24 protein-coding genes and 1 other annotated feature are annotated in these 21,986 nt (G+C 37.9%); of the genes, 14 read left to right on the plus strand and 10 right to left on the minus strand.

Annotated elements, in window-relative coordinates:
- Position 1: 1 nt before the first annotated feature.
- The 3 genes from IGK03_RS04910 to pheT all read left to right on the plus strand — a co-directional run bounded on the left by IGK03_RS04910 (position 2) and on the right by pheT (position 4,142).
- Positions 2-346 carry a winged helix-turn-helix transcriptional regulator gene (locus IGK03_RS04910; RefSeq protein ID WP_002358035.1) on the plus strand — a complete coding sequence of 115 codons (345 nt, stop codon included), beginning with the start codon at positions 2-4 and terminating at the stop codon, positions 344-346.
- A gap of 43 nt (positions 347-389) precedes the next feature.
- Positions 390-608: a binding site (T-box leader), on the plus strand.
- A 56-nt stretch (positions 609-664) separates the two neighbouring features.
- Positions 665-1,711, plus strand: coding sequence for a phenylalanine--tRNA ligase subunit alpha (pheS, locus tag IGK03_RS04915; RefSeq protein ID WP_002358034.1), 1,047 nt, complete (start codon positions 665-667; stop codon positions 1,709-1,711).
- Between the two features lie 7 nt (positions 1,712-1,718).
- On the plus strand, positions 1,719-4,142 hold the full coding sequence (pheT, locus tag IGK03_RS04920) for a phenylalanine--tRNA ligase subunit beta (RefSeq protein ID WP_002378183.1): 2,424 nt from the start codon (positions 1,719-1,721) through the stop codon (positions 4,140-4,142).
- A 197-nt stretch (positions 4,143-4,339) separates the two neighbouring features.
- Here pheT and IGK03_RS04925 read toward each other — a convergent pair whose 3' ends face one another.
- From IGK03_RS04925 to IGK03_RS04940, 4 genes are read right to left on the minus strand one after another with little or no spacing between them, the layout of a single operon-like run.
- Complete coding sequence (locus IGK03_RS04925; protein ID WP_002382114.1) at positions 4,340-5,005, minus strand: amino acid ABC transporter permease; 666 nt, start codon at positions 5,003-5,005, stop codon at positions 4,340-4,342.
- 11 nt (positions 5,006-5,016) lie between these two features.
- On the minus strand, positions 5,017-5,730 hold the full coding sequence (locus IGK03_RS04930; protein ID WP_430602533.1) for an amino acid ABC transporter permease: 714 nt from the start codon (positions 5,728-5,730) through the stop codon (positions 5,017-5,019).
- A gap of 45 nt (positions 5,731-5,775) precedes the next feature.
- Entirely contained in the window at positions 5,776-6,603 is an 828-nt protein-coding gene (locus IGK03_RS04935; RefSeq protein WP_002360586.1) for a transporter substrate-binding domain-containing protein, read from the minus strand.
- Between the two features lie 34 nt (positions 6,604-6,637).
- Complete coding sequence (locus IGK03_RS04940) at positions 6,638-7,369, minus strand: amino acid ABC transporter ATP-binding protein (RefSeq protein WP_002360585.1); 732 nt, start codon at positions 7,367-7,369, stop codon at positions 6,638-6,640.
- A gap of 264 nt (positions 7,370-7,633) precedes the next feature.
- Here IGK03_RS04940 and racE point away from each other — a divergent pair, with 264 nt between their 5' ends.
- The 6 genes from racE (at position 7,634) to IGK03_RS04970 (ending at position 13,037) form a co-directional block, all read left to right on the plus strand.
- On the plus strand, positions 7,634-8,461 hold the full coding sequence (racE, locus tag IGK03_RS04945) for a glutamate racemase (RefSeq protein WP_002358027.1): 828 nt from the start codon (positions 7,634-7,636) through the stop codon (positions 8,459-8,461).
- Positions 8,454-9,809, plus strand: a complete 1,356-nt coding sequence (gene rph, locus IGK03_RS04950; protein WP_002369622.1) for a ribonuclease PH — start codon at positions 8,454-8,456, stop codon at positions 9,807-9,809. Before racE ends, rph begins: the two co-directional genes overlap by 8 nt.
- Positions 9,810-9,821: 12 nt before the next feature.
- Positions 9,822-10,334: a metallophosphoesterase gene (locus tag IGK03_RS04955; RefSeq protein WP_002381991.1), complete on the plus strand. Its 513-nt coding sequence runs from the start codon at positions 9,822-9,824 to the stop codon at positions 10,332-10,334.
- Between the two features lie 226 nt (positions 10,335-10,560).
- Positions 10,561-11,049 carry a cyclic-di-AMP-binding protein CbpB gene (gene cbpB / locus IGK03_RS04960; protein ID WP_002358013.1) on the plus strand — a complete coding sequence of 163 codons (489 nt, stop codon included), beginning with the start codon at positions 10,561-10,563 and terminating at the stop codon, positions 11,047-11,049.
- 80 nt (positions 11,050-11,129) lie between these two features.
- Positions 11,130-11,831 carry a 2,3,4,5-tetrahydropyridine-2,6-dicarboxylate N-acetyltransferase gene (gene dapD / locus IGK03_RS04965; protein WP_002358012.1) on the plus strand — a complete coding sequence of 234 codons (702 nt, stop codon included), beginning with the start codon at positions 11,130-11,132 and terminating at the stop codon, positions 11,829-11,831.
- 36 nt (positions 11,832-11,867) lie between these two features.
- On the plus strand, positions 11,868-13,037 hold the full coding sequence (locus IGK03_RS04970; protein WP_016617864.1) for an N-acetyldiaminopimelate deacetylase: 1,170 nt from the start codon (positions 11,868-11,870) through the stop codon (positions 13,035-13,037).
- A 44-nt stretch (positions 13,038-13,081) separates the two neighbouring features.
- Here IGK03_RS04970 and IGK03_RS04975 read toward each other — a convergent pair whose 3' ends face one another.
- Positions 13,082-14,002: a mechanosensitive ion channel family protein gene (locus tag IGK03_RS04975; protein WP_002382128.1), complete on the minus strand. Its 921-nt coding sequence runs from the start codon at positions 14,000-14,002 to the stop codon at positions 13,082-13,084.
- A 169-nt stretch (positions 14,003-14,171) separates the two neighbouring features.
- On the opposite strand from IGK03_RS04975, the gene IGK03_RS04980 reads away from it, so the two are divergent.
- Positions 14,172-14,534, plus strand: a complete 363-nt coding sequence (locus IGK03_RS04980) for a hypothetical protein (protein WP_002358008.1) — start codon at positions 14,172-14,174, stop codon at positions 14,532-14,534.
- 28 nt (positions 14,535-14,562) lie between these two features.
- Complete coding sequence (locus IGK03_RS04985; protein ID WP_002382129.1) at positions 14,563-15,435, plus strand: aldo/keto reductase; 873 nt, start codon at positions 14,563-14,565, stop codon at positions 15,433-15,435.
- 50 nt (positions 15,436-15,485) lie between these two features.
- Here IGK03_RS04985 and IGK03_RS04990 read toward each other — a convergent pair whose 3' ends face one another.
- Together IGK03_RS04990 and gloA are read right to left on the minus strand one after the other, a co-directional pair.
- Positions 15,486-16,208, minus strand: coding sequence for a gamma-glutamyl-gamma-aminobutyrate hydrolase family protein (locus IGK03_RS04990; RefSeq protein ID WP_002358005.1), 723 nt, complete (start codon positions 16,206-16,208; stop codon positions 15,486-15,488).
- Between the two features lie 142 nt (positions 16,209-16,350).
- Complete coding sequence (gloA, locus tag IGK03_RS04995) at positions 16,351-16,725, minus strand: lactoylglutathione lyase (RefSeq protein ID WP_002358003.1); 375 nt, start codon at positions 16,723-16,725, stop codon at positions 16,351-16,353.
- A gap of 148 nt (positions 16,726-16,873) precedes the next feature.
- Here gloA and IGK03_RS05000 point away from each other — a divergent pair, with 148 nt between their 5' ends.
- Positions 16,874-17,320 (plus strand): NUDIX hydrolase, encoded by a 447-nt coding sequence (locus tag IGK03_RS05000; protein WP_002363716.1) that lies wholly within the window; start codon positions 16,874-16,876, stop codon positions 17,318-17,320.
- 63 nt (positions 17,321-17,383) lie between these two features.
- Here the strand turns inward: IGK03_RS05000 and yidA are convergent, their stop codons facing one another.
- From yidA to IGK03_RS05015, 3 genes are read right to left on the minus strand one after another with little or no spacing between them, the layout of a single operon-like run.
- Positions 17,384-18,196 (minus strand): sugar-phosphatase, encoded by an 813-nt coding sequence (gene yidA, locus IGK03_RS05005; RefSeq protein ID WP_002377829.1) that lies wholly within the window; start codon positions 18,194-18,196, stop codon positions 17,384-17,386.
- An 18-nt stretch (positions 18,197-18,214) separates the two neighbouring features.
- On the minus strand, positions 18,215-19,585 hold the full coding sequence (locus tag IGK03_RS05010; protein WP_002357999.1) for a dNTPase: 1,371 nt from the start codon (positions 19,583-19,585) through the stop codon (positions 18,215-18,217).
- Entirely contained in the window at positions 19,582-20,397 is an 816-nt protein-coding gene (locus IGK03_RS05015) for a lipoate--protein ligase family protein (protein WP_016629983.1), read from the minus strand. The genes IGK03_RS05010 and IGK03_RS05015 overlap by 4 nt, the downstream gene beginning before the upstream one ends.
- A gap of 331 nt (positions 20,398-20,728) precedes the next feature.
- On the opposite strand from IGK03_RS05015, the gene IGK03_RS05020 reads away from it, so the two are divergent.
- Positions 20,729-21,166, plus strand: a complete 438-nt coding sequence (locus IGK03_RS05020; RefSeq protein WP_002382132.1) for a DUF1934 domain-containing protein — start codon at positions 20,729-20,731, stop codon at positions 21,164-21,166.
- 76 nt (positions 21,167-21,242) lie between these two features.
- The gene (gene rpoE / locus IGK03_RS05025; protein WP_002357996.1) at positions 21,243-21,860 is read left to right on the plus strand and encodes a DNA-directed RNA polymerase subunit delta; all 618 of its coding nucleotides are present in this window, start codon (positions 21,243-21,245) and stop codon (positions 21,858-21,860) included.
- Positions 21,861-21,986: the final 126 nt, after the last annotated feature.

The raw sequence follows: 21,986 nt of genomic DNA on the forward strand, positions 1-21,986 counted from the left end.
GATGGAAAAAGTAAAAACAGAATCGTTTGTACTTTGTCCCAAATTTGAAAAATCATTTTCAATACTTGGTAAAAAATGGAATGGTTTAATTATTGATGTTTTATTAGAACGAGGTCCTCAACGTTTTGGCGAATTAAAAGAAAAAATTCCAATGTTAAGTGATCGTGTCTTAGTAGAGCGATTGAAGGAACTAGAAGCTGAAGGAATTATCACCAAAGCTGTTCGTTGCGGTGAAGGAAATCGCTTAGAATATTTCCTGACCGAAAAAGGCGAAGACTTGCAATTAGCAATGGAACAAATTCAACATTGGGCAGAAAAATGGGTAAAAGACGAAGAATGCAGTTGACCGCAAGCAAAACTTCTTGTAAACTAAACGTAATTAAATAACTAAAAAAACAGTGATGGAAACAAGTAGTTTGAATTGACGTGTTTTAGGGAGAGTCAGCCAGAGACTGGAAGCTGATTTACACAGTCACCAAGCGAAATTCACTTCCTGAGTTTGTTTGTTTTCAAGAAGAAAGCAAACCGGTAATTGCCGTTAAATGAAATGAGTGCATGACAACAATTTGTTATGAATTAGGATGGTAACACGATAGCTCGTTCCTTTGAAAGGAATGGGTTATCGTTTTTTTTAGTTTAAATAAAAGATAGAGGGGAACGCATAATGACATTACAAGCGCAATTAGAAGCTCTTAGAGACAATACGCTCAAAGAAATCGCACAAGTTGCTACTTTAAAAGAATTAAACCAAATTCGCGTAGAAACATTAGGAAAAAAAGGGCCAATCACCGAAGTATTAAGAGGCATGAAAAACCTTTCACCAGAAGAACGACCAGTGGTGGGGGGCTTTGCAAATGAAATTCGTGATTTATTAACAGAAGCAATTGAAGCGCGCAAAGTTGTTTTAGAAAACGAAGCGTTAAATGCGGCACTAAAAGAAGAAAGTTTAGATGTAACTTTACCTGGGAAACAAATGCCTCAAGGCACACGTCATATTTTGACACAAGTTATGGAAGAGATTGAAGATATTTTCTTAGGCATGGGTTATCAAGTAGTGGAAGGATACGAAGTAGAATCCGATCATTATAATTTCGAACGCATGAATCTACCAAAAGATCATCCGGCACGCGACATGCAAGATACGTTTTATATTTCAGATGAGATGTTAATTCGTACGCATACTTCACCAGTTCAAGCTCGAACAATGGAAAAACACGATTTTTCAAAAGGTGCATTACGAATGATTTCTCCTGGGAAAGTATTCCGTCGTGATACAGATGATGCGACACATAGTCACCAATTCCATCAGATTGAAGGCCTTGTTGTCGATAAAAATGTCACAATGGGTGATTTAAAAGGGACGTTAGAAGTCATGATGAAAAAAATGTTTGGTGAAGATCGTAAAATTCGTTTACGTCCTAGCTATTTCCCTTTTACAGAACCTTCAGTTGAAGTAGATGTCAGCTGTTTTAAATGTGGCGGCGCAGGTTGTAACGTCTGCAAACATACAGGTTGGATTGAAATTTTAGGTGCGGGGATGGTTCATCCAGATGTGTTACAAATGTCAGGGATTGATCCAACAGAGTACTCAGGCTTTGCCTTTGGCTTAGGACCAGATCGCGTTGCTATGTTACGTTATGGTGTAAATGATATCCGTAATTTTTATCAAAATGATTTACGTTTCTTAAATCAATTCAAGGTAAAGGAGTAGTTGAAAAATGTTAGTTTCTTATAAATGGTTAAATGAATATGTTAATCTTTCAAACGTTACTCCGCAAGAATTAGCGGACAAAATGTCTGTGACAGGTATCGAAGTTGAGGGCGTTGCTGTACCTGAAGAAGGATTAAAGAAAATTGTTGTCGGTGAAGTAAAAGAATGTGTTCCTCACCCAAACTCTGACCACTTATCAATTTGCCAAGTAGACATCGGTGAAGAAGAATTGTCACAAATTGTTTGTGGAGCACCAAATGTAAAAGCAGGAATTAAAGTCATCGTAGCGTTACCTGGTTCAAGAATTGCAGGAAATCAAAAAATTAAAAAAGGTAAAATGCGTGGCGAAGTCTCTAACGGAATGATTTGTTCGTTAGAAGAGCTAGGATATTCAGATAATGTCGTACCAAAAGCCTACGCTGAAGGGATTTATTATTTACCTCAAGAAGCAGTGAATGGAACACCTGTTTTCCCTTATTTAGACATGGATGATGCGATTATTGAATTATCAATTACACCAAACCGTGCAGATGCATTAAGTATGAGAGGGGTAGCCTATGAAGTTGGCGCAATTTATCGTCAAACGCCTCAGTTTAATGATCCCGAACTCAAAGAAGATGCTTCAGATAACGTGGGAAATTACGTAACAGTGACTGTTGAAGATTCACAAGATGCGCCAGCGTATCAAATTCGTGTTATTAAAGATGTGACGATTGCAGAAAGTCCTCAGTGGTTGCAAAATCGATTGATGAATGAAGGAATCCGTCCGATTAACAATGTGGTGGACGTGACAAATTATATTTTATTATTATTTGGTCAACCATTGCATGCATTTGATTACCAAAAATTAGATAGTAAAGAAATCTTGGTTCGTCGAGCAACAGCAGCAGAAGAACTAATTACATTAGATGGTGAAACACGTCAATTAACAGAAGAAAATATCGTCATTACGAATGGAAAAACGCCTGTCGGCTTAGCCGGTGTAATGGGTGGGGCTAATTCTGAAATCAGTCAAGAAACAACAACTGTGGCTTTAGAAGCGGCATTGTTCAATCCATTGTCTATTCGCAAAACGTCTAAACAATTCAATTTACGGAGTGAATCTTCAAGTAGATTTGAAAAAGGTATCAACCAAGCGACAGTTGGGCTAGCTTGTGATGTGGCAGCCGCGATGATTGCAGAGTTAGCCAACGGAACAGTGGTCTCAGGCACTGCAGTTGGTTCTGAAGTGGCCGTTAAAGAAGCACAGGTAGCTGTGACTTTAGAACGAATCAACCAATATTTAGGCACTGCATTAGATGAAGCAACGGTGAATGAAATTTTTGAAGCACTCGGTTTTGCTTATGAAGTAAATCAAGGCGCCTATGAAATTACGATTCCACCAAGACGTTGGGATATTGCGATTGAAGCAGATATTATTGAAGAAGTGGCGCGCATTTATGGATATGATCATTTACCTTCAACATTGCCAAGTGGAGAAACAGTTGCTGGAAGTCTAACCAAAGCACAACATGTTACGCGCCAATTAAAGAGCTTACTGGAAGGTCATGGTACGAGTGAAGCCATCAGCTATGCGTTGACAACAGAAGAAAAATCCCGTCAATTTATGATGAAAGAAAGTCAAACAACACGTTTGCAATGGCCAATGAGTGAAGAGCGTTCTGTGTTACGTATGAACTTAATTTCTGGTTTATTAGATGATGTCGCATACAATGTGGCACGTAAAAATAATAATATCGCCTTCTACGAAGTAGGACGCGTTTTCTACCAAACAGAAGATCCAACAAAAAATTTACCTACAGAAGAAAATCACTTAGCACTTGCTTTAACTGGTAATACAATGGTTAAAGATTGGCAAACAAAAGCAACAGCCGTTGATTTTTATACAGTAAAAGGCTTAGTGGAAAGTATTGTAGCTGTTTTAGGATTAACAGAAAAAATCAGTTATCAAGCGACAACGGCGATTCCAGAAATGCATCCAGGCCGGACAGCATGGATTTATTTAGAAGATGAAGTGGTTGGTTTTGTCGGACAAGTTCACCCAACGACAGCAAAAGCGTACGATATTCCTGAAACATATGTTGCTGAATTAAACTTGCAACAATTAGTAGCTACAGAAGCAGGCGGGGTTACTTATGAAGCAGTGTCTAAATTCCCAGCAGTTTCTCGAGATATTGCTTTATTAGTCGATGAAACAGTTACCAATCAAGAACTAGTTAAAACTATTTCAGATAACGCAGGTAAATATTTGAAAGAGATTCATTTATTTGATGTATATCAAGGTGAAAAACTAGGCGCTGGCAAAAAATCAATGGCATATAGTTTAACTTTCGTTAATGCAGAAGCGACATTAGTGGATGAAGAAATTAACCGTTCAATGGAAAAAGTTGAAAAAGCGCTAATTGAAAAACATCAAGTAGAAGTAAGATAAAATAAAAACAGGAAAGTGGGGCATAAGTCGAAATGACTTATGCCCCACTTTCTAAATCTTAAGATAATCAGCTGAACAAAAGCAGCTCCTTCGGAAATAAGCCGAAATTATCCAAAAATTAAAGAACAATTTTCGGAAATTCCTTCTTATTTCTTGGAGCTAAACACTTTTGTCTCAGCCTCCTGTTTTTAACTACATTAATAACTTTTCGCCCAATTTCGTGAAAGCCAACGTGAAAATTGTGAGATACTAAAGTTAATAATGAAATAAATAAGGGCGACGATTCCGTAAATAGTGAATACTTGTCCTGTTTGTGCGTAGCGCCCCATTAAGATATAAGATTTGCCAAAGAGTTCTTGTAAAGCAATTACGGAATACAAGAAACTTGTATCCTTGATGACAGTAACAAACTGAGAAACGATCGCTGGTAAAACATTGCGAATGGCTTGAGGCAAAACAATATGATAAAGAATTTGCCAATTTGAAAAACCTTGAGAACGCGCCGCTTCAATTTGGCCTTTATCGACCCCATTTAAACCACCACGAATAATTTCCGCTAAAGCAGCGGTAGTAAACACAGTAAAACTCACAATTCCAGCAGGTGTAGATTTGATTTTGAAAATCAAAAAAATAACATAAATCCACAATAAGTTTGGAATATTACGCACCACTTCTACATAAATACTGGCAAGTAACTTCAGTGGTCCATGGGTTTGATTTCGCAAAACGGCTAGAATGGTGCCAAAAATCGTACTCAAAATAATTGAGACGAAGGAAATATAGAGCGTCAATTTTAAGCCGTTAAATAGAAATTGAAAATTATTTGCTGTCAGTAATTGACGCATTTCTTCTGAAAAAGGCATCTGTTTTCCTCCTATCTACTATATGCTTTCTTATTTTTTTCTTCCATTTGTCTAGCCAAATTCGCTAATGGGAAGCAAAGAATGAAATATAAGAAACCAGCAAGCGCAAAGGCGGGAATATAGTTCAAGTTGACAGACGACCAACTATTGGCAGCAAACATTACGTCAGCGCCAGAAATAATGGCAACTGTTGACGTATTTTTAATTAGGTTCACTACTTGATTGGTTAAAGGCGGTAACATAATCCGCCATGCTTGTGGTAAAATCACATACCGCATCGTTTGACCATACGTTAATCCTTGGGAGTAAGCCGCTTCAAATTGCCCTCTTGGGACAGCTCCGATTCCTGAGCGAACCACTTCAGAAATGTAGGCGCCATGATAGAGGCCTACACACAGAATGGCAATCGTAGTAATAGAAAATGAAAGCAGCGGGCTTAGCAGAGGAAAGCCATAATAGACTACGATAAATTGAATCAACAAAGGTGTGTTTTGAAAAAATTCTACATAGACACGACTAATTGCGTGTAAAAGTTTACTTTTGGTCGCTGATAAACTGCCAAAGAAAATGCCTAAAGCAAAGGCAACTAAGATCGCTCCTAAAGAAAGCAGAATAGTATAGAGAAATGCCTGACCAAAAATTCGCCAATCTTGAAATAAAGCTTCCCAACGATATAAGGCAAATGGCCCTTCTTCAAGCCAGGAAATATTGGCTAACAAAAACATAAAAATCCCTCCTAAAATTTTTGATTCTTCAAGTCTTAGGAATGATTAATTTTTTAAGCCCCAGTCTTGATAAATTTTTTCTAGTGTGCCGTCTTTTTCCCATTTTTCAATTAAACCATTTAGATAATCATTTAATTCAGTATTTGCTTTCTTTGTGGTAATTCCATATTCTTGTGGCGAAAAACCATCTTTTAAAATTTCTGTCTTGCCATCCACATAGCCAGATAGGATTGATTTATCCACTGAAAATGCATCAATTCGTTTAGAAGTTAACGCTGTTTTTAATTCTGGATAGGAACCTAATTCTTGATAAGTAAATTTGATTCCTTCCTCTTGCGCTTTTTTCTCTAAGTTTTCTTTTGTCGTAGCAGATTGTGCAACGCCGATTGTTTTTCCGTCTAAATCTTTCATACTGGAGAAGTTATCCTCTTTGCGCACAAGGAAACCAATCTCATCTGTATAATAGGGAGTTGTAAAATTATAAGTCTTTTTACGTTCATCAGTAATTGTAAATGTAGCAATTACCATATCTAGTTCACCATTGTCTAAAAGGGGACCGCGCGTTTTCGCTGTCACGCCCACAAATTCCACATTCTCTTCGCTGCCGGTAATTTCTTTCGCAATCAAGCGTGCAATATCTGGTTCCATCCCTTCATTTTTGTTTGTATCAGGATTCATATAGCCAAAATTAGGAATGTCTTCTTTGACACCTACTTTAATTTTCCCCGCTTTTTTTAATTGTTCTACTGTGACCGTTTTGTTTGATGAAGCACTTTTGGAAGTTGAGTCATTGTTGCCGCTACCACAGCCAACAATGATGCCTGCTAATACAAGTAAGGAGAGTCCAGCTAGCCATTTATTTTGTTTTTTCATTGTTCATTCCTCCAATTTTTTGTTTTTTTATTCATTACCCGTTATGAATAATTTTGCTTAGAAATTCTTTTGCACGAGGGTTTTCAGTGCTTGTAAAGAAATGTTCAGGTGTTCCTTGTTCAATAATCTGTCCTTGGTCCATGAAGATTACACGGTCAGCCACTTGACGAGCAAAGCCCATCTCATGTGTGACACAAACCATGGTAATATTTTGTTTGGAAAGATCGACCATTACATCTAAAACTTCTTGAATCATTTCTGGATCAAGTGCCGAAGTCGGTTCATCAAAAAGGATAATCTCAGGATGCATATTTAAGGCACGAGCAATAGCGACCCGTTGTTGCTGCCCGCCAGAAAGCTGCGAAGGATAAGCAGAAGCTTTATCAGCTAAGCCGACTCGTTCTAAATACTCCATGCCAGTACGAACCGCTTCGTCTTTGGAAACGCCCATCACTTTAATCGGTGCTAACGTTAAATTATCAATAATCGTTTTGTGAGCATATAAGTTAAAATTTTGAAAGACCATGGCAACTTTCTGGCGAACCTTTTGAATCGGTGCCTTCGGTTTGGTGATGTCGATGTTATCAATTACGACGGAACCATCATTGACTTTTTCCAATTGGTTCATACACCGAATTAATGTACTTTTGCCAGAGCCAGAGGGTCCGATAATGACAATTTTTTCTCCTTGTTCTACATTTAAAGTAATATCTTTTAAAACGTGATGCTCCCCAAAATACTTATTTACATGTTCTAAAGAAATCATAGGCAGTCTCCTTTGCAATCATTTGGTAGAAAAGATAACAGAGGATTCGGTGAGAAACGTGTTATTTAAATTAAATTAACCAAATGTATTTCTAATTGTATTCTCAATGTTAGGAATTATAACATACAAAAAAATGAATTACTAGTTTTTTAATCGAAAAAGATTTCCTTCAAAAAAAGAAATAAATGAGAGCAAAACAGGAAAAATTGACAATAGTCCTTAAAAAGTAGAAAATAAAGGCAGTGAATAAAAGGCAAAGGTAGGATGAGAATGAGCAATCAAGAAGCCATTGGATTAATTGATTCTGGCGTTGGTGGATTAACTGTTTTAAAGGAAGCGCTAAAACAATTACCAAATGAACGATTAATTTATTTAGGAGATACAGCCCGTTGCCCATATGGCCCACGACCAGCCGAACAAGTCGTTCAGTTTACTTGGGAAATGGCCGATTTTTTATTGAAAAAACGAATAAAAATGCTAGTAATCGCATGTAATACCGCGACGGCTGTCGCATTAGAAGAAATTAAAGCTGCCTTGCCAATTCCAGTTGTCGGTGTTATTTTACCTGGCGCACGAGCAGCCGTTAAAGTCACAAAAAATAACAAAATTGGTGTCATAGGTACCTTAGGGACAATCAAAAGTGCTTCCTATGAAATCGCCATTAAAAGTAAGGCACCAGCAATTGAGGTGACTAGTTTAGCTTGCCCTAAATTTGTCCCCATTGTTGAAAGTAATCAATATCGTTCTTCCGTAGCAAAAAAAATTGTGGCAGAAACACTTCAAGCATTACAATTAAAAGGACTTGATACGTTGATTTTAGGTTGTACCCATTACCCGTTGTTACGTCCGGTGATTCAAAATGTGATGGGAAGTCATGTGACATTAATTGACTCAGGAGCCGAAACAGTTGGCGAAGTTAGCATGCTTCTCGATTATTTTGACATTGCCCACACGCCTGAAGCGCCTACACAGCCCCATGAATTTTATACAACTGGTTCTGCAAAAATGTTTGAAGAGATTGCAAGCAGTTGGCTTGGTATAGAGAACTTAAAAGCACAACAGATTCACTTAGGAGGAAACGAAAATGATTAGACATGATAGTCGTGCACCAAAAGAATTGCGAAAGATCACTATTGAAACCAATGTTTTTAAACATCCAGAAGGTTCGGTGGTTATTTCGTTTGGCGATACAAAAGTAATTTGCTCAGCCACTGTCGAAGAAAAGGTTCCCCCATTTTTACGAGGCGGGGGAACAGGTTGGGTAGCAGCTGAATATAGCATGCTCCCTCGCGCGACGAACACAAGAAATATTCGGGAAAGTGCGAAAGGAAAATTAACAGGGCGAACAATGGAGATTCAACGTTTGATTGGGCGGTCATTGCGAGCTGTTGTTGACTTAGAAAAGTTAGGGGAACGGAGCATTGTTGTCGATTGTGATGTGATTCAAGCAGATGGTGGAACCCGTACTGCTAGTATTACAGGCGCTTTTGTTGCTCTACGCTTAGCAGTTAATCATTTATTGATGACTGGTGCGCTAGCGGAAGACCCAATTAAAGAGCATTTAGCTGCTGTCAGCGTGGGTATTTTACCCGATGGTTATTGTGTGCTGGACTTAGATTACGCAGAGGACTCGAATGCTGCAGTGGATATGAACATCGTGATGACCGAGTCTGGTGAATTTGTGGAAATTCAAGGAACGGGTGAAGAAGCTACCTTCTCAGGAGATGAGTTAAATGCCATGCTCTTTTATGGAAAAACAGGGATTGAGGAATTAATTGCGTATCAGAAAGAAGCGCTTTATGCTTTAGCCTCTGAAGAAGTCCCTTCGCAAGATTCAGAAGAGAAAGTGATTGTCATTGCAACTAGAAATCCTGGTAAAGCGAAAGAGTTTAGTTCAATTTTTGGTGAAAAAGGATATACAGTTAAGACGTTATTAGATTATCCGAATTTGCCAGATGTAGAAGAAACTGGTCGAACATTTGAAGAAAATGCTCGTCTAAAAGCTGAAACAATTGCAGAAATTTTACAGAAACCAGTATTAGCAGATGATTCAGGATTAATTGTTGATGCGTTAGGGGGAATGCCAGGAATCTATTCTGCTCGTTTTGCTGGTGAACCAACTAACGATGCTTCAAATAATGCGAAACTATTGCATGAGTTAACGGGCGTGCCAAAAGAAAAAAGACAAGCGCGTTTCCATTGTACATTGGTTTTTGCTGAACCAAAGAAAGAAAGTCTGGTGGTCGAAGCTGAATGGCCCGGAGAAGTCGGCACGATTCCTCGTGGTGAAGGAGGCTTTGGGTACGATTCACTTTTCTATGTCCCAGAGCTTGGTAAAACGGCAGCTGAATTGTCTGGAGAAGAGAAAAATAAAGTTAGTCATCGTGGACAAGCAGTGGCAAAATTAAAAGAACAATGGGAAGAATGGCTAAAAAAATAGGAGTTGAAACGTATGAAAATCTTGGTAGTAAGCGATAATCATGGCGACCGTGACTGTTTAGTTGACTTAGTGAATCATTATGAAGGACAAGTCGATGCACTCTTTCACTGTGGTGATTCTGAATTAGAACCGACAGATGAACTTTGGCAGAAATTAATTGTAGTCCAAGGAAATTGTGATTTTTATGATGAATTTCCCAAAACTGTGACTAAAAAAGTGGGAGATCAAGTTATTTATATGACACATGGTCATTTGGCCAATGTTAGAATGGGGCTCACGACACTTGCTTTACAAGCGGAAGAAGCAGGAGCGACAATTGCCTTATTTGGTCACACTCATGTACTCGGCGCAGAGCGACACAATAACATTCTCTTTGTTAATCCGGGAAGTATTCGTTTACCTCGTGGACCAGTTCAAGAGAAAACATATGCCATAATTGAAAGTACACCTGAACAATATCTCGTTCAGTACTATAACAAAGAGCACCAACCGTTGGAACGATTAAAGGCAACGTTTACGAAGTAAAAAAGTCGATTTTTTACCTGATAGTAGAACATAAGCCAGCGAGGGAATGTTCTACTATCAATTTTTTATTTTTTAAGAAAGCGTTCTCTTTTTTTGGGGAGAATAGAACAAAACGTTAATTTTCGTTTGTTAAGTTATGAAGAATTTGCGAATTCCAAGACTTTTTTCGCAGAATTAGGTACAATAAGTTACGTGTTAAAGAATTAGAAATGGAGGCAACCCAATCATGATAGGGACTGCTGTAAAAGAATTATTATTAGAAAAACAAGAAACGTTTTTAGTACCTGCCGAAAATGTCGCCAATGTAATGTGTTTAAATCCTTTAAGTCACGCGGCATTAGTCTTATCGCAAGTTCGCTATTCCAAGATTCCTGTGTTAGATAAGGGAGATCGCTTTGTTGGCTTAATCGGCTTGACAGACGTTGTAGATAAAATGTTTGATTTGACTTCAGTGGATTTTGAAAAATTGAATGAATTTACTGTGGCCGATGTAATGGAAGTCAATGTTCCTGTAATTGGTGAATCGTGGGATTTAGAAGAAGTGTTACATTTATTAGTAGATGCTTCTTTTTTACCAGTGGTTGATGATAATCAACGCTTTAAAGGTATCATTACACGCAAAGAAATTTTAAAAGCGGTCAATCATATGGCGCATGAGTTAGAAAAACATCATCTTGTTCTGCCTAAATCAGAAGAAGAAATGAAAGTAATTTAAATAAAACGCAAGAAACTCTTTACTTTTTTCTCATAAATGCGTTATTCTGTATGATAACACGAAGTAAAGGAGTGCTGTGATTGGACGCATATGAGATTATTCAGTATATTGGCGATGCCAAAAAGCAAACGCCTGTTAAAGTAACACTGAAAGGGCAATTAAAAGAAGTCACGTTTCCGGAAACAATTAAGGTCTTTAATAATTGTAAAACTGGGACACTGTTTGGCGATTGGGCTGACGTAAAACCTTTTTTAGAAGCAAACAAAGAAAAAATTGAGGATTATGTTGTAGAAAACGATGCACGTAACTCTGCAATTCCTTTTCTTGATCTGAAAGACATTAATGCTCGGATTGAACCAGGTGCTTTGATTCGCGAAAAAGTTGAAATTGGCGATCAAGCGGTGATTATGATGGGGGCTATTCTAAATATTGGCGCCGTCGTTGGTGCAGGGACTATGATTGATATGGGCGCTGTTTTAGGCGGTCGTGCAACTGTAGGGAAGCATTGTCATATTGGCGCAGGAACGGTTTTAGCTGGTGTCATTGAACCACCAAGTGCCGCACCTGTGGTTATTGAAAACGAGGTTGTCATTGGAGCGAATGCGGTCGTACTAGAAGGGGTTCGTGTTGGTGAAGGTGCCGTTGTGGCTGCTGGGGCAGTAGTTGTGGAAGACGTTCCAGCGCATACCGTTGTCGCAGGCGTGCCAGCAAAAGTAATTAAACAAATTGATGATAAAACCAAGAGTAAAACAGAGATTTTAGAAGAATTACGTAAACTCTAAAAATAAATTAGTCAGTCGCGATGAAGAAACTTCTTCATGGCGGCTTTCGATTACCCCAAAAATGAAGGAGTGGCTTTTGTGGAGCAAGAAGAATTAATTGCGATTAGACGGCAACTACATCAAATACCTGAAATCGGTTTAGAAGAAAAGGAAACACAAGCCTTTTTACTTAATGAAATTGATAAAATGAAGCAACCTTATCTGCAAGTTCGAACATGGCAAACGGGGATTTTAGTCTTCATAGAAGGCAAAAATCCTCAGAAAACTATCGGCTGGCGTGCTGATATTGATGGTTTACCTATTCAAGAGGAAGTGGTTTCTGCTTTTCAATCAAAACGACCAGGGTTTATGCATGCCTGTGGGCACGATTTTCACATGACAATTGGTTTAGGGGTTTTGAAAGAATTAAGTCAACAGCAACCAGACAATAACTTTTTATTTTTATTTCAACCTGCTGAAGAAAATGAAGCAGGGGGGATGTTGATGTATGAAGACCATGCGTTTGGTGAGTGGTTACCTGATGAATTTTATGCGCTTCATGTTAATCCTGATTTGCCAGTCGGAACTATTAGTACCAGAGTAGGGACATTGTTTGCTGCCACTTGTGAAGTGAACATTACCTTAAAAGGAAAAGGTGGACATGCGGCTTTTCCGCATCAAGCAAATGATATGGTCTTAGCGGCCACAAATTTAATTCAGCAAGCGCAAACGATCGTTAGTCGAAATGTTGATCCTGTGATTGGGGCAGTCGTTACTTTTGGGACTTTTCATGCAGGGACTGCCTGCAATGTGATTGCCGAAGAAGCAACTTTATCTGGTACAATTCGCACATTGACAGCAGAAACGAATGAACAAACGCAGCGAAGAATTCGCGAAATTAGTGAAGGTATTGCGCAATCTTTTCAATGTGAAGTAACTGTTCATCTTGATCAGAAAGGGTATTTACCTGTAGTGAATGAGCCAGCATGTACCACGAATTTGATTGAATACATGAGCAAACAAGCAACAGTTCAATTTCAACAAGCACCGGTTGCAATGACAGGTGAAGATTTTGGCTATCTATTGTCTAAAGTCCCAGGCACGATGTTTTGGTTAGGCGTGGCAAGTCCTTATAGCCTTCATTCTGCCAAGTTTGAACCGAACGAAGAGGCGTTATTGTTTGGAGTGGAGGCAGTTAGTGGGTTTTTAAAATCATTGGACAATTAGAAAAACAGCCACCAGATAACTAATAAATATCTGGTGGCTGTTTTTTATTTTGCAATAATGGGCGTATTGGGAATCGTAAAACCGGCCTCTGTTAATGCTTTGATATATTGAGCTAGAAATTCTTCTTTGACCGCAAATTGTTTGCCGTTTAGTACATACATGGTCGTTCGCACCGCAAAGTTGCCATTGCCTAAATCAACCATACCAAAAATATCTGGCCCAGTTTGAATACTTTCGATATACTTTTCTTTTAACGTTTCATTGACTTCTGTAATCACTTCACAAATTTTTTCATAACCTTCTTCAGGATTGATGCGGACATCAATTAACACTTGCATATTGGCACGAGACAGGTTACTGATTGTGGTGATGTTTCGGTTTGGAATAAAATGAACAGTTCCATCAACCGCTTTAATTTGAGTGGTTCGTAATCCGACAGAAGTAACTGTTCCTTCAATATTTAACGCCAATAAGCGAATATAATCGCCTACATCCATTTGTTGTTCTAAAATAATGAAAAATCCGGTAATTAAGTCATTCATGAATCCTTGAGCCCCTAAACCAATGGCAACACCGGCAATTCCCGCTCCGGCTAATAATGAGCCAACAGGCACACCGACAATGGTCAAAAGAGAATAGATGAAGAAAAAGAACAGCGTATATTGAAATGCATTAATAATTAAAGTGTGTAACGTTTTTAAACGGCTTTCACTAAAATGTTGCTTTTTACTATAATTTGCATAGGTGCGATCAATTAAATATTTCCCGATTCGCTGAATAATAAAAAATAGAAAAATTAAAAATAAAATTGATAAACTTTTTTCAATTAAGGTAGCGACAATGGCATCCCAATTAATATTGTTCCAAAAGCGTTGTAGCGCGCTCACTTTTTTTACGGTCGCTTCTGCTAAATCAGGAGCAGAAGAATCGACTGTTTCAGTACTGGCTAAACCAAGTATCAACATAAAAATCCAACTTTCTCTAAAATTTCTTCTTTTAGTATACTAAATCTCTCGGCGAAAGGGGAAGAAAATAGAAAGTTTTTTTTAAGACTTAACATGTTTTTTTAGGAATGTTATAATTTTGTAAATAAATAATATATTTTATAATTTTGTTAAAGGTTGTGAGTGCTGCGTGAAAGTTTCAATTGAATGGGCAAAAAATGATTTACTTTCTAAATTACCTGTAACAATTTTTATTGATGAACGATGTGCCACTCGCTTGACGGCTGACAAGCGACGAACATTCATCTTCCATAATCCAGTCGCTTTACGATTAGGAAGTCGTTTTTTTAGTAGTCAGATAATCGAAATTGCGGAATCATGTACATTGAAAGTTTCCTTTAATTGGTCCTGTGTTTATCTCTTTTGTATCTGGTTACTTGCAGTTAAACTGTGGATTGGAAGCGTTAGCGGTCGAACAATTGTAGTTGTGGCATTAATCGGAGTGCTGACTTATTGGCGTCGTTATTTATTAAAAATAAAGAAAATGACCTGACAAGTCGTGATTGTTTCGTGAAAGAAGAATGCGTAGTATACTAAAAGTAATGAAAATGAAGGGACTGAAGAAACACATGACTTTGGATAAAACAAAAAAATTAGCAAACGGCAATGAAATGCCACGCCTAGGTTTAGGCGTTTGGCGTGTAGAAGATGGCTCAGAAGCAACAAATTCAGTAAAATGGGCTTTAGAAGCGGGTTATCGCTTGATTGATACGGCAGCCGTTTATAAAAACGAAGCAGGGGTGGGCGAAGGCATTCGTCAATCGGGTATTCCCCGCGAAGAAATTTTCGTGACGACGAAATTATGGAATGAAGATCAAGGCTATGAAAATGCGATTAAAGCATTTGATAAAAGCTTAGAAAAATTAGGGTTAGACTATGTTGATTTATATTTAATTCACTGGCCTGTTGCTGGTAAATATAAAGAATCATGGAAAGCATTAGAAGAAATTTACGCAAGTGGTCGTGCCAAAGCAATTGGCGTTTCCAATTTTCATCAACATCATTTGGAAGATTTATTAACAGAAGCAAATGTTGTGCCAATGGTGGATCAAATTGAATTACATCCTACGTTAACACAAGAACCGCTACGAAAATATTTAGCCGAAAATAAGATTGCCGTGGAGGCTTGGTCTCCTCTAGGACAAGGTAATTTATTATCTGAACCAGTACTAGTGAAAATTGGTGAAAAATATGGTAAATCAGCGGCCCAAGTGATTATTCGTTGGCACTTACAAAATGATATTATCGTGATTCCCAAATCTGTTCACGAAAAAAGAATTCAGGAAAATTTTGCTGTCTTTGATTTTGAATTAACGCCAGAAGAAATAACCGCAATTAATCAGTTAAATAAGGATCATCGTTTTGGTGCAGATCCAGATAATTTTGATTTTTAAGTATGATAGCAAGTAAAAACGGAGGGGCGAAAGACGTCCCTCCGTTTTTGCTATAATTTTTGAACAAAGTAGTTAAAGAGTGCTTGGGATTTGGCATCACGTGCGTACATTAGTTCAGGATGCCATTGAACAGCTAATAAAGGCTGCTGTTCATTTGTTGATTCCACTGCTTCTGCAAGGCCATCAGAGGACCAAGCAGTAACGCGTAAATCTTTTCCTAAAGTATGTAGTGCTTGGTGATGGTACGAGTTGACTTGACCAGTTGTACCATATATGTTTGATAATTGACTGTCTGGTTCAACATCAATACGATGCGTCGCAAAGATTGGTTGAGTGGGTTGTTGTCCGTGCTTAACTGACCATTGAGGATACATCGATAAATCTTGATATAATGTGCCACCTAAAGCAACATTGACTAATTGCATTCCACGGCAAACCGCAAAAATAGGTTTGTTTTGTTTTAAGGCTTCTTCAATTAGGGCTAACTCAAACTCGTCACGATCACGATTCGTTTCTTCTAATTTTATATGGGGTTCTTGTCCGTAAAATTCAGGGGCAACATCTTGACCGCCTGCTAAAAGTAGTTTATCAATTTGTTGTATATACGTAGCGGCTAATTCTTTGGGGCCAATTGGCAAAACGAGAGGAACGCCACCTGCGGCTTGAACAGCGCTAACAAAACCTTGTGGGGTGTAAGTCACTTGGTTACCGTGAAACACTTCAGCTGCCTGCAAAAGTTGATTGCCAGCGATTCCAATAATTTTTTTTGTCATAATAACATCACATCCTCAATAAATTCATACGTTCTATTGTAGCACTTTTTTTGAAAAAAGTGTTTGAGAAGAAGTCGAGACAAGTTTTGTCTCGGACAGCTCTCAAACACAAAAAGCTCAGTAAGTGAACAAGTGAAACTTTTTAACGTTCACGAATGACTTCGATTTTATAACCATCTGGGTCGACAACAAAGTAATAAGATGGTGCAGTTCCAGGTAAGCCTTTTAAGTCAGTGACAGTTAAGCCAGCTGCTTGATGTTTTTCGTGTAATCCTTCTAAATCATCTGTACTGATGGCGATATGACCATAACCGTTGCCTAAATCGTATGCTTCATGATCATAATTATAAGTTAGTTCTAGTTCGTAGTCGTCTCCTGGTAAAGTTAAATAAACCAAAGTAAATTTATTTTCTGGAAAATCACGACGGCGACTTTCTTCAAAATTGAAGGCTTTTTGATAGAAATCTAATGATGCCTCTAAATCTTTTACACGCACACATGTATGAGCCATTTTCATAGTTAAAAACTCCCTTTCAAACTTAATTATATTTCCAACGTTAATAGTAGCATAGATAAACGTGAAATGTAGAGAAAAACGCTTGGTTTCTGACTTGTTCTAAAGGAATTTCTCAGGTAAAATAGATGAAAAGAGAAGAGGTGCGCCAATGAAAACGCCAACGTTTGGAAAAAGAGAAGAGACATTGACCTATCAAACAAGATATGCTGCATACATTATTGTTTCAAAGCCAGAAAATAACACAATGGTTCTGGTACAAGCGCCAAATGGAGCTTATTTTTTACCAGGAGGCGAAATTGAAGGCACCGAAACGAAAGAAGAAGCAATCCATCGAGAAGTGCTAGAAGAATTAGGAATTAGTGTAGAAATTGGCCGTTATTTAGGGGAAGCCGATGAATATTTTTATTCGAATCATCGCCAAACGGCCTATTATAATCCTGGATATTTTTATGTAGCGAATACTTGGCGGCAACTTAGCGAACCCTTAGAAAGGACCAATACTTTACACTGGGTTGCACCAGAAGAAGCAGTCCGTTTATTAAAAAGAGGAAGCCACCGCTGGGCCGTTGAAAAATGGCTAGCGGCAGCATCATAAAATAACGAATAACCCTCAATCTATGTTGATTAGATTGAGGGTTATTGTTATTGAAAAGAATGTTTAAATTAAAACCATTTTTTCAATAATTTGAGCGACACCATCTTCGTCATTACTAGTGGTATGCACATCGGCAATTGTTTTAACATTTTCTGTCGCATTGCCCATCGCAACACCAATCCCAGCGTAATCAATCATGGATAAGTCATTTTCATTGTCACCAATGGCCATCACTTCGTCTTTATTTAAGCCTAAATGGTCTGCCAATTTTGCTAGAGCATTGCCTTTGCTAGCATTTTTATTCATGATTTCATAGTAAAAAGGCGTACTTTTAACAGTCGTATATTTTTCGGTAAAATGTAATGGTAATTTTGCAATGGCAGGATCTAAAACTTCCGGCTCATCAATCATCATCATTTTAATAATGTTCATCTCTGGTGTCATTTCATCCACCGTACGATATTTCAAAGGCATGTTCACTAAAGATGCTTCGTGAATCGTATATTTACCAATATTGCGATTGGCAGTGTAAATAGCGGAATCATCAATTGTATGCAAGTGAGCGCCGACTTTACGAGAATACATTTCAATTTCTAAAAAATCCTCATAACTCAAGGTATAGCGTGAAATAATCGTATTATCTTTGGTTGCTTGGACAAGCGAACCGTTGTAGGTAATCACGAAATCATTTTCACCATATAAGGCTAATTCATCCAATTGTTCTTTCACGCCTGGCAAAGGACGGCCTGTACATAAAACAATACGAACGCCTTGCTCATTTGCTTTTTGGAGCGCTTCTTTGACCCGTGGGGTAATCTTGTGTTGTGAATTTAGCAATGTTCCGTCGATATCAATAGCAACTAACTTAATTGACATAGAATCCTCCTAGAAAACCTATTTTTTTAAAACTAACGCACCATTATGAATGTAACTTGAAAACTCACGATACGTCTCATCAAATAAATCGTAATGTTTTTTATTTCCTTGGTCAAGCATTTCTTTAGGGAAATAGAAACGTTCATCTCCTTGACTCTGACCAGCAAGTGCTGCAACTAGGGGACTGACTGTTGCCAATTCCACTAATGAGCCATCTTTTTGCATCAATTCAATTTGTGTACGATGACGGTCTTTATTTGGACGATAAAAATCGTAAGGTAAATCATAGCTTGAATTAATGGCAGTATAATATTTAGGGTTGAAACCAACTTTTTCAATCAATTCCCTTAAATAAGCAATCGTTGCTGCGCTCTCTTTTTCGTTCGTAAAGGTGGCTGACTTCAGAGGCTTACGCATAAGGAAACGTTTGGCTAAATCACCTAGAATTGAATCAGGCACATCCATCCATTGTGTAAAGTACGTAGAGAGGACGCCATCATCCAATTTTAAATATTCTTGTAAGGTGAAGTCCCCTTTAAAGAATGGTACAAGCAGAGAGGCTTGTAAATCATAGTCAAATTCAGGGTTTTCAAATAATTCTTTCGCCCGATGCAATAAATGATCAAGAATCACTTCCATCCCACGAGAAACAGGATGGAAATAGACTTGGACATACATTTGGTAACGACTAACGATATAGTCTTCCACCGCATGCATCCCATTCATAGCAAAGGCAATGCCTCCTTTGTAGGGTCGAATCACACGTAAAATTCTAGTTAAATCGAAGGTTCCGTATTCAGTCCCTGTAAAGTATGCATCACGTAACAGATAGTCCATGCGATCGGCATCAATTTGACTAGAAATCATTTGCACCACTTGAGGATTTGGGTATTGTTTAGTAATAACGCTGGCGACTTTTTCAGGAAAATCTGCCGAAACACGATTTAAAATTTGATAGACTTCCGTTTCTGGTGAGGTGATGATTTGGACCGTGATTGCTTCATGGTTTGTATCAAAAATATGCTCGAATGTATGTGAATAAGGACCATGACCGACATCATGTAATAAAGCTGCGCAAAGTGTAATCAGGCGCTCGTCGTCATTCCAGCCGTTTTCACCTAATCGTTCCACAGAGTAGTTACGTTGGAAAATTTCACAAATCCGACGTGTAATTTCGTAAACACCCAAAGAATGGGAAAAACGACTATGTTCGGCACCGTGAAACGTAAAAGAAGAAGTACCTAGTTGCTTAATGCGACGTAATCGTTGCACTTCAGCAGAATTAATAAGGTCTAAAATCACTTGATGTTGGACATGAATATAATTATGGACGGGATCACGGAAAACTTTTTCGATTGGTAATCGTTGCTCTTTATACGGAATCGTCATACGATCTCTCCTTTAATTAAGGCGTTTCGTTGCGCCATTTTTTCCAGCTGGACAGTTAAATTTGTTTGGAACCATTCCGAGGTTATAATTGGTTCGGTTAAGTTTGGATCAATAGATTTTTCAAATTGTTGAGGTAATGCTTCGATTAAACGGGTTTTTACGGCGTCTATTGTTAATGGAGTCTCAATCAGGGTTTCTAAATTTGCCATCACTGCTGGATCAACGGGTGGATAGCCATTTTCACCAAATTGTTCTTGTAAGCCAGCAAGGTAAAAGTCTCGCACCACTTCTCCACGAGCAAGTTGATTGCCGTTAACGCTGATGTAAATCATGACAGAAATACCGTCTTTGACGCGTCGTTGGGCAATCCCAGCAAACTTTTGACCGCCAATACTTAAATCATAAGTACCGGGACAATAGGATGTAGTAATTTCAAAGGCGTCAATCTCTTTCTCTGGAAAACTCTGACGGAGCCAAGCCCACATTAATTCATAAGCCGCATCGATACTTAATTTGTGTTCAGAATTATTTGGTAAAATAAGTGAAACATTTAAAATACCCGAATCGGCAATCACCCCTAAACCGCCGGCATTGCGAACGACTACAGAATAATCGTTTTCTTGCAGAGAAGTGATGCCTTCTTTTAGATGAGGTACACGGGTATCTTTCATGCCAAGAATCATAGCTTGATCCAATTGCCAGAAATGAATGATTGGTTGGTGCTGCATTCCTGAAAAAGTGGTTAAAACATCGGTCAAGGCAAAAGGTAAAAAATAGTCACTGTTTGTTAAACAACCTGAATCAAGGAGCATAAATGATTCAGTGTGAAGGGGAAAAGTTGTGCTCATAAAAAACGTCCTGTCTATTTATAATTACGTCATTTAATACGTTTATTTTCTTACTCTCTCTTATATTATATACAAAAAACGCAAAAAAGCATGTTATATAAACGAATTCTGAAGGAATTCTCTAAAATAGTAAACGGTTTTCTTATTAAATAGATGAAACAAATGCTTGCAACCCGTGAAAAGAGCTTATACAATAAGAAAAGGTACATAAGCAAGGAAAAATTGACTTTAGTTGACAAATACATTGAAAAAGTCAACAATAAGAAAGTTATATTTTGGAAAAGGAGTGACCATTATGGATTTATCAACAGGCGTTCCTGTATCGATTCAACTAAAAACGATTGTCCAACAAGGCAACGAACAAAAAGATTTTTTCTTTGACTTAGAAGGTCAATTAGTAAAAATGGGTGATACATTATACATTCGTTACAAAGAAGAATTATTAGAGGATACAGAACCAACCCCCGTAACCATTAAAATTGAACCAGACGGGCATGTTCAGCTGATTCGTGCCGGTGAATTACGGATGCGTTTAAGATTTGGCTATCAGGAAAAATTAGATACAAGTTATCGAACCCCTTATGGCTTGCTACAGATTAGTACGTTTACACATAATTTGCGTGTTAGTTTAAAAGACCAACCAATGTCTGGTAAGATTTTAGTTGATTATGATTTATACTCTCAAACAGAGCGAATCGGAGAATATCATTTAGAATTAGAATTTACTGCATAAATATTGCAGAATAGAATTGATTTTTTTTCAATGTTTTTGTATGATAAGGAGTAGACTGTGAAAGGACGTGTACCTCTTGGAAATTAATGTATTTGAAGGGTTAAACAAAAAAGAATTATCCATGATTGAAGTAGCACACGCTATTTTAGAACAACATGCAGATGTAATGGATTTTTCTGATTTAGTTAACCAAATCCAAAATTATCTTGGCAAGTCTGATAGTGAAATTCGTGACCAATTAGCACAATTTTATACAGATTTAAACATCGACGGTAGCTTTATCTCATTGGGAGACAATCGTTGGGGCTTACGTTCATGGTATCCAATCGATTCAATCGATGAAGAAGTTACACATGGCTTGGAAGAAGACGAAGAAGATGCACCACGTCGTAGAAAACGTAAAAAAGTAAATGCCTTCATCACTAATCCAAACGATGAAGATGTAATTGACTATAACGATGACGATCCAGAAGATGCTGAATTAACAAATGATGATGAAGAAGACATCTTGTACGATGATGAAGAAGATGAAGATGAAGAAATCAAAGCATACAACTCTGACTTACAAGAGATTGGTGCAGATTCAGACGATGATGAAGAAGACATTCCGCAAATCGAAGAAGATTTAACAATCATTGATGACGATGATGTTGAAGATGAAGACGATTTTGATGACGAATATTCTGAAGAGTAAGAAACCAAAAAGCTTGATTCCTAAGAAGGAGTCAAGCTTTTTAGTTGAATGCCCAAGAAAAATGAGAAAATAGAAAAAATTATTTTCTTGAATAGAAGTACTTGACCTGATGTCCGTTTGCTTGTA

This window comes from Enterococcus sp. DIV2453a, from assembly GCF_050533535.1.
GTDB lineage: Bacteria > Bacillota > Bacilli > Lactobacillales > Enterococcaceae > Enterococcus > Enterococcus faecalis.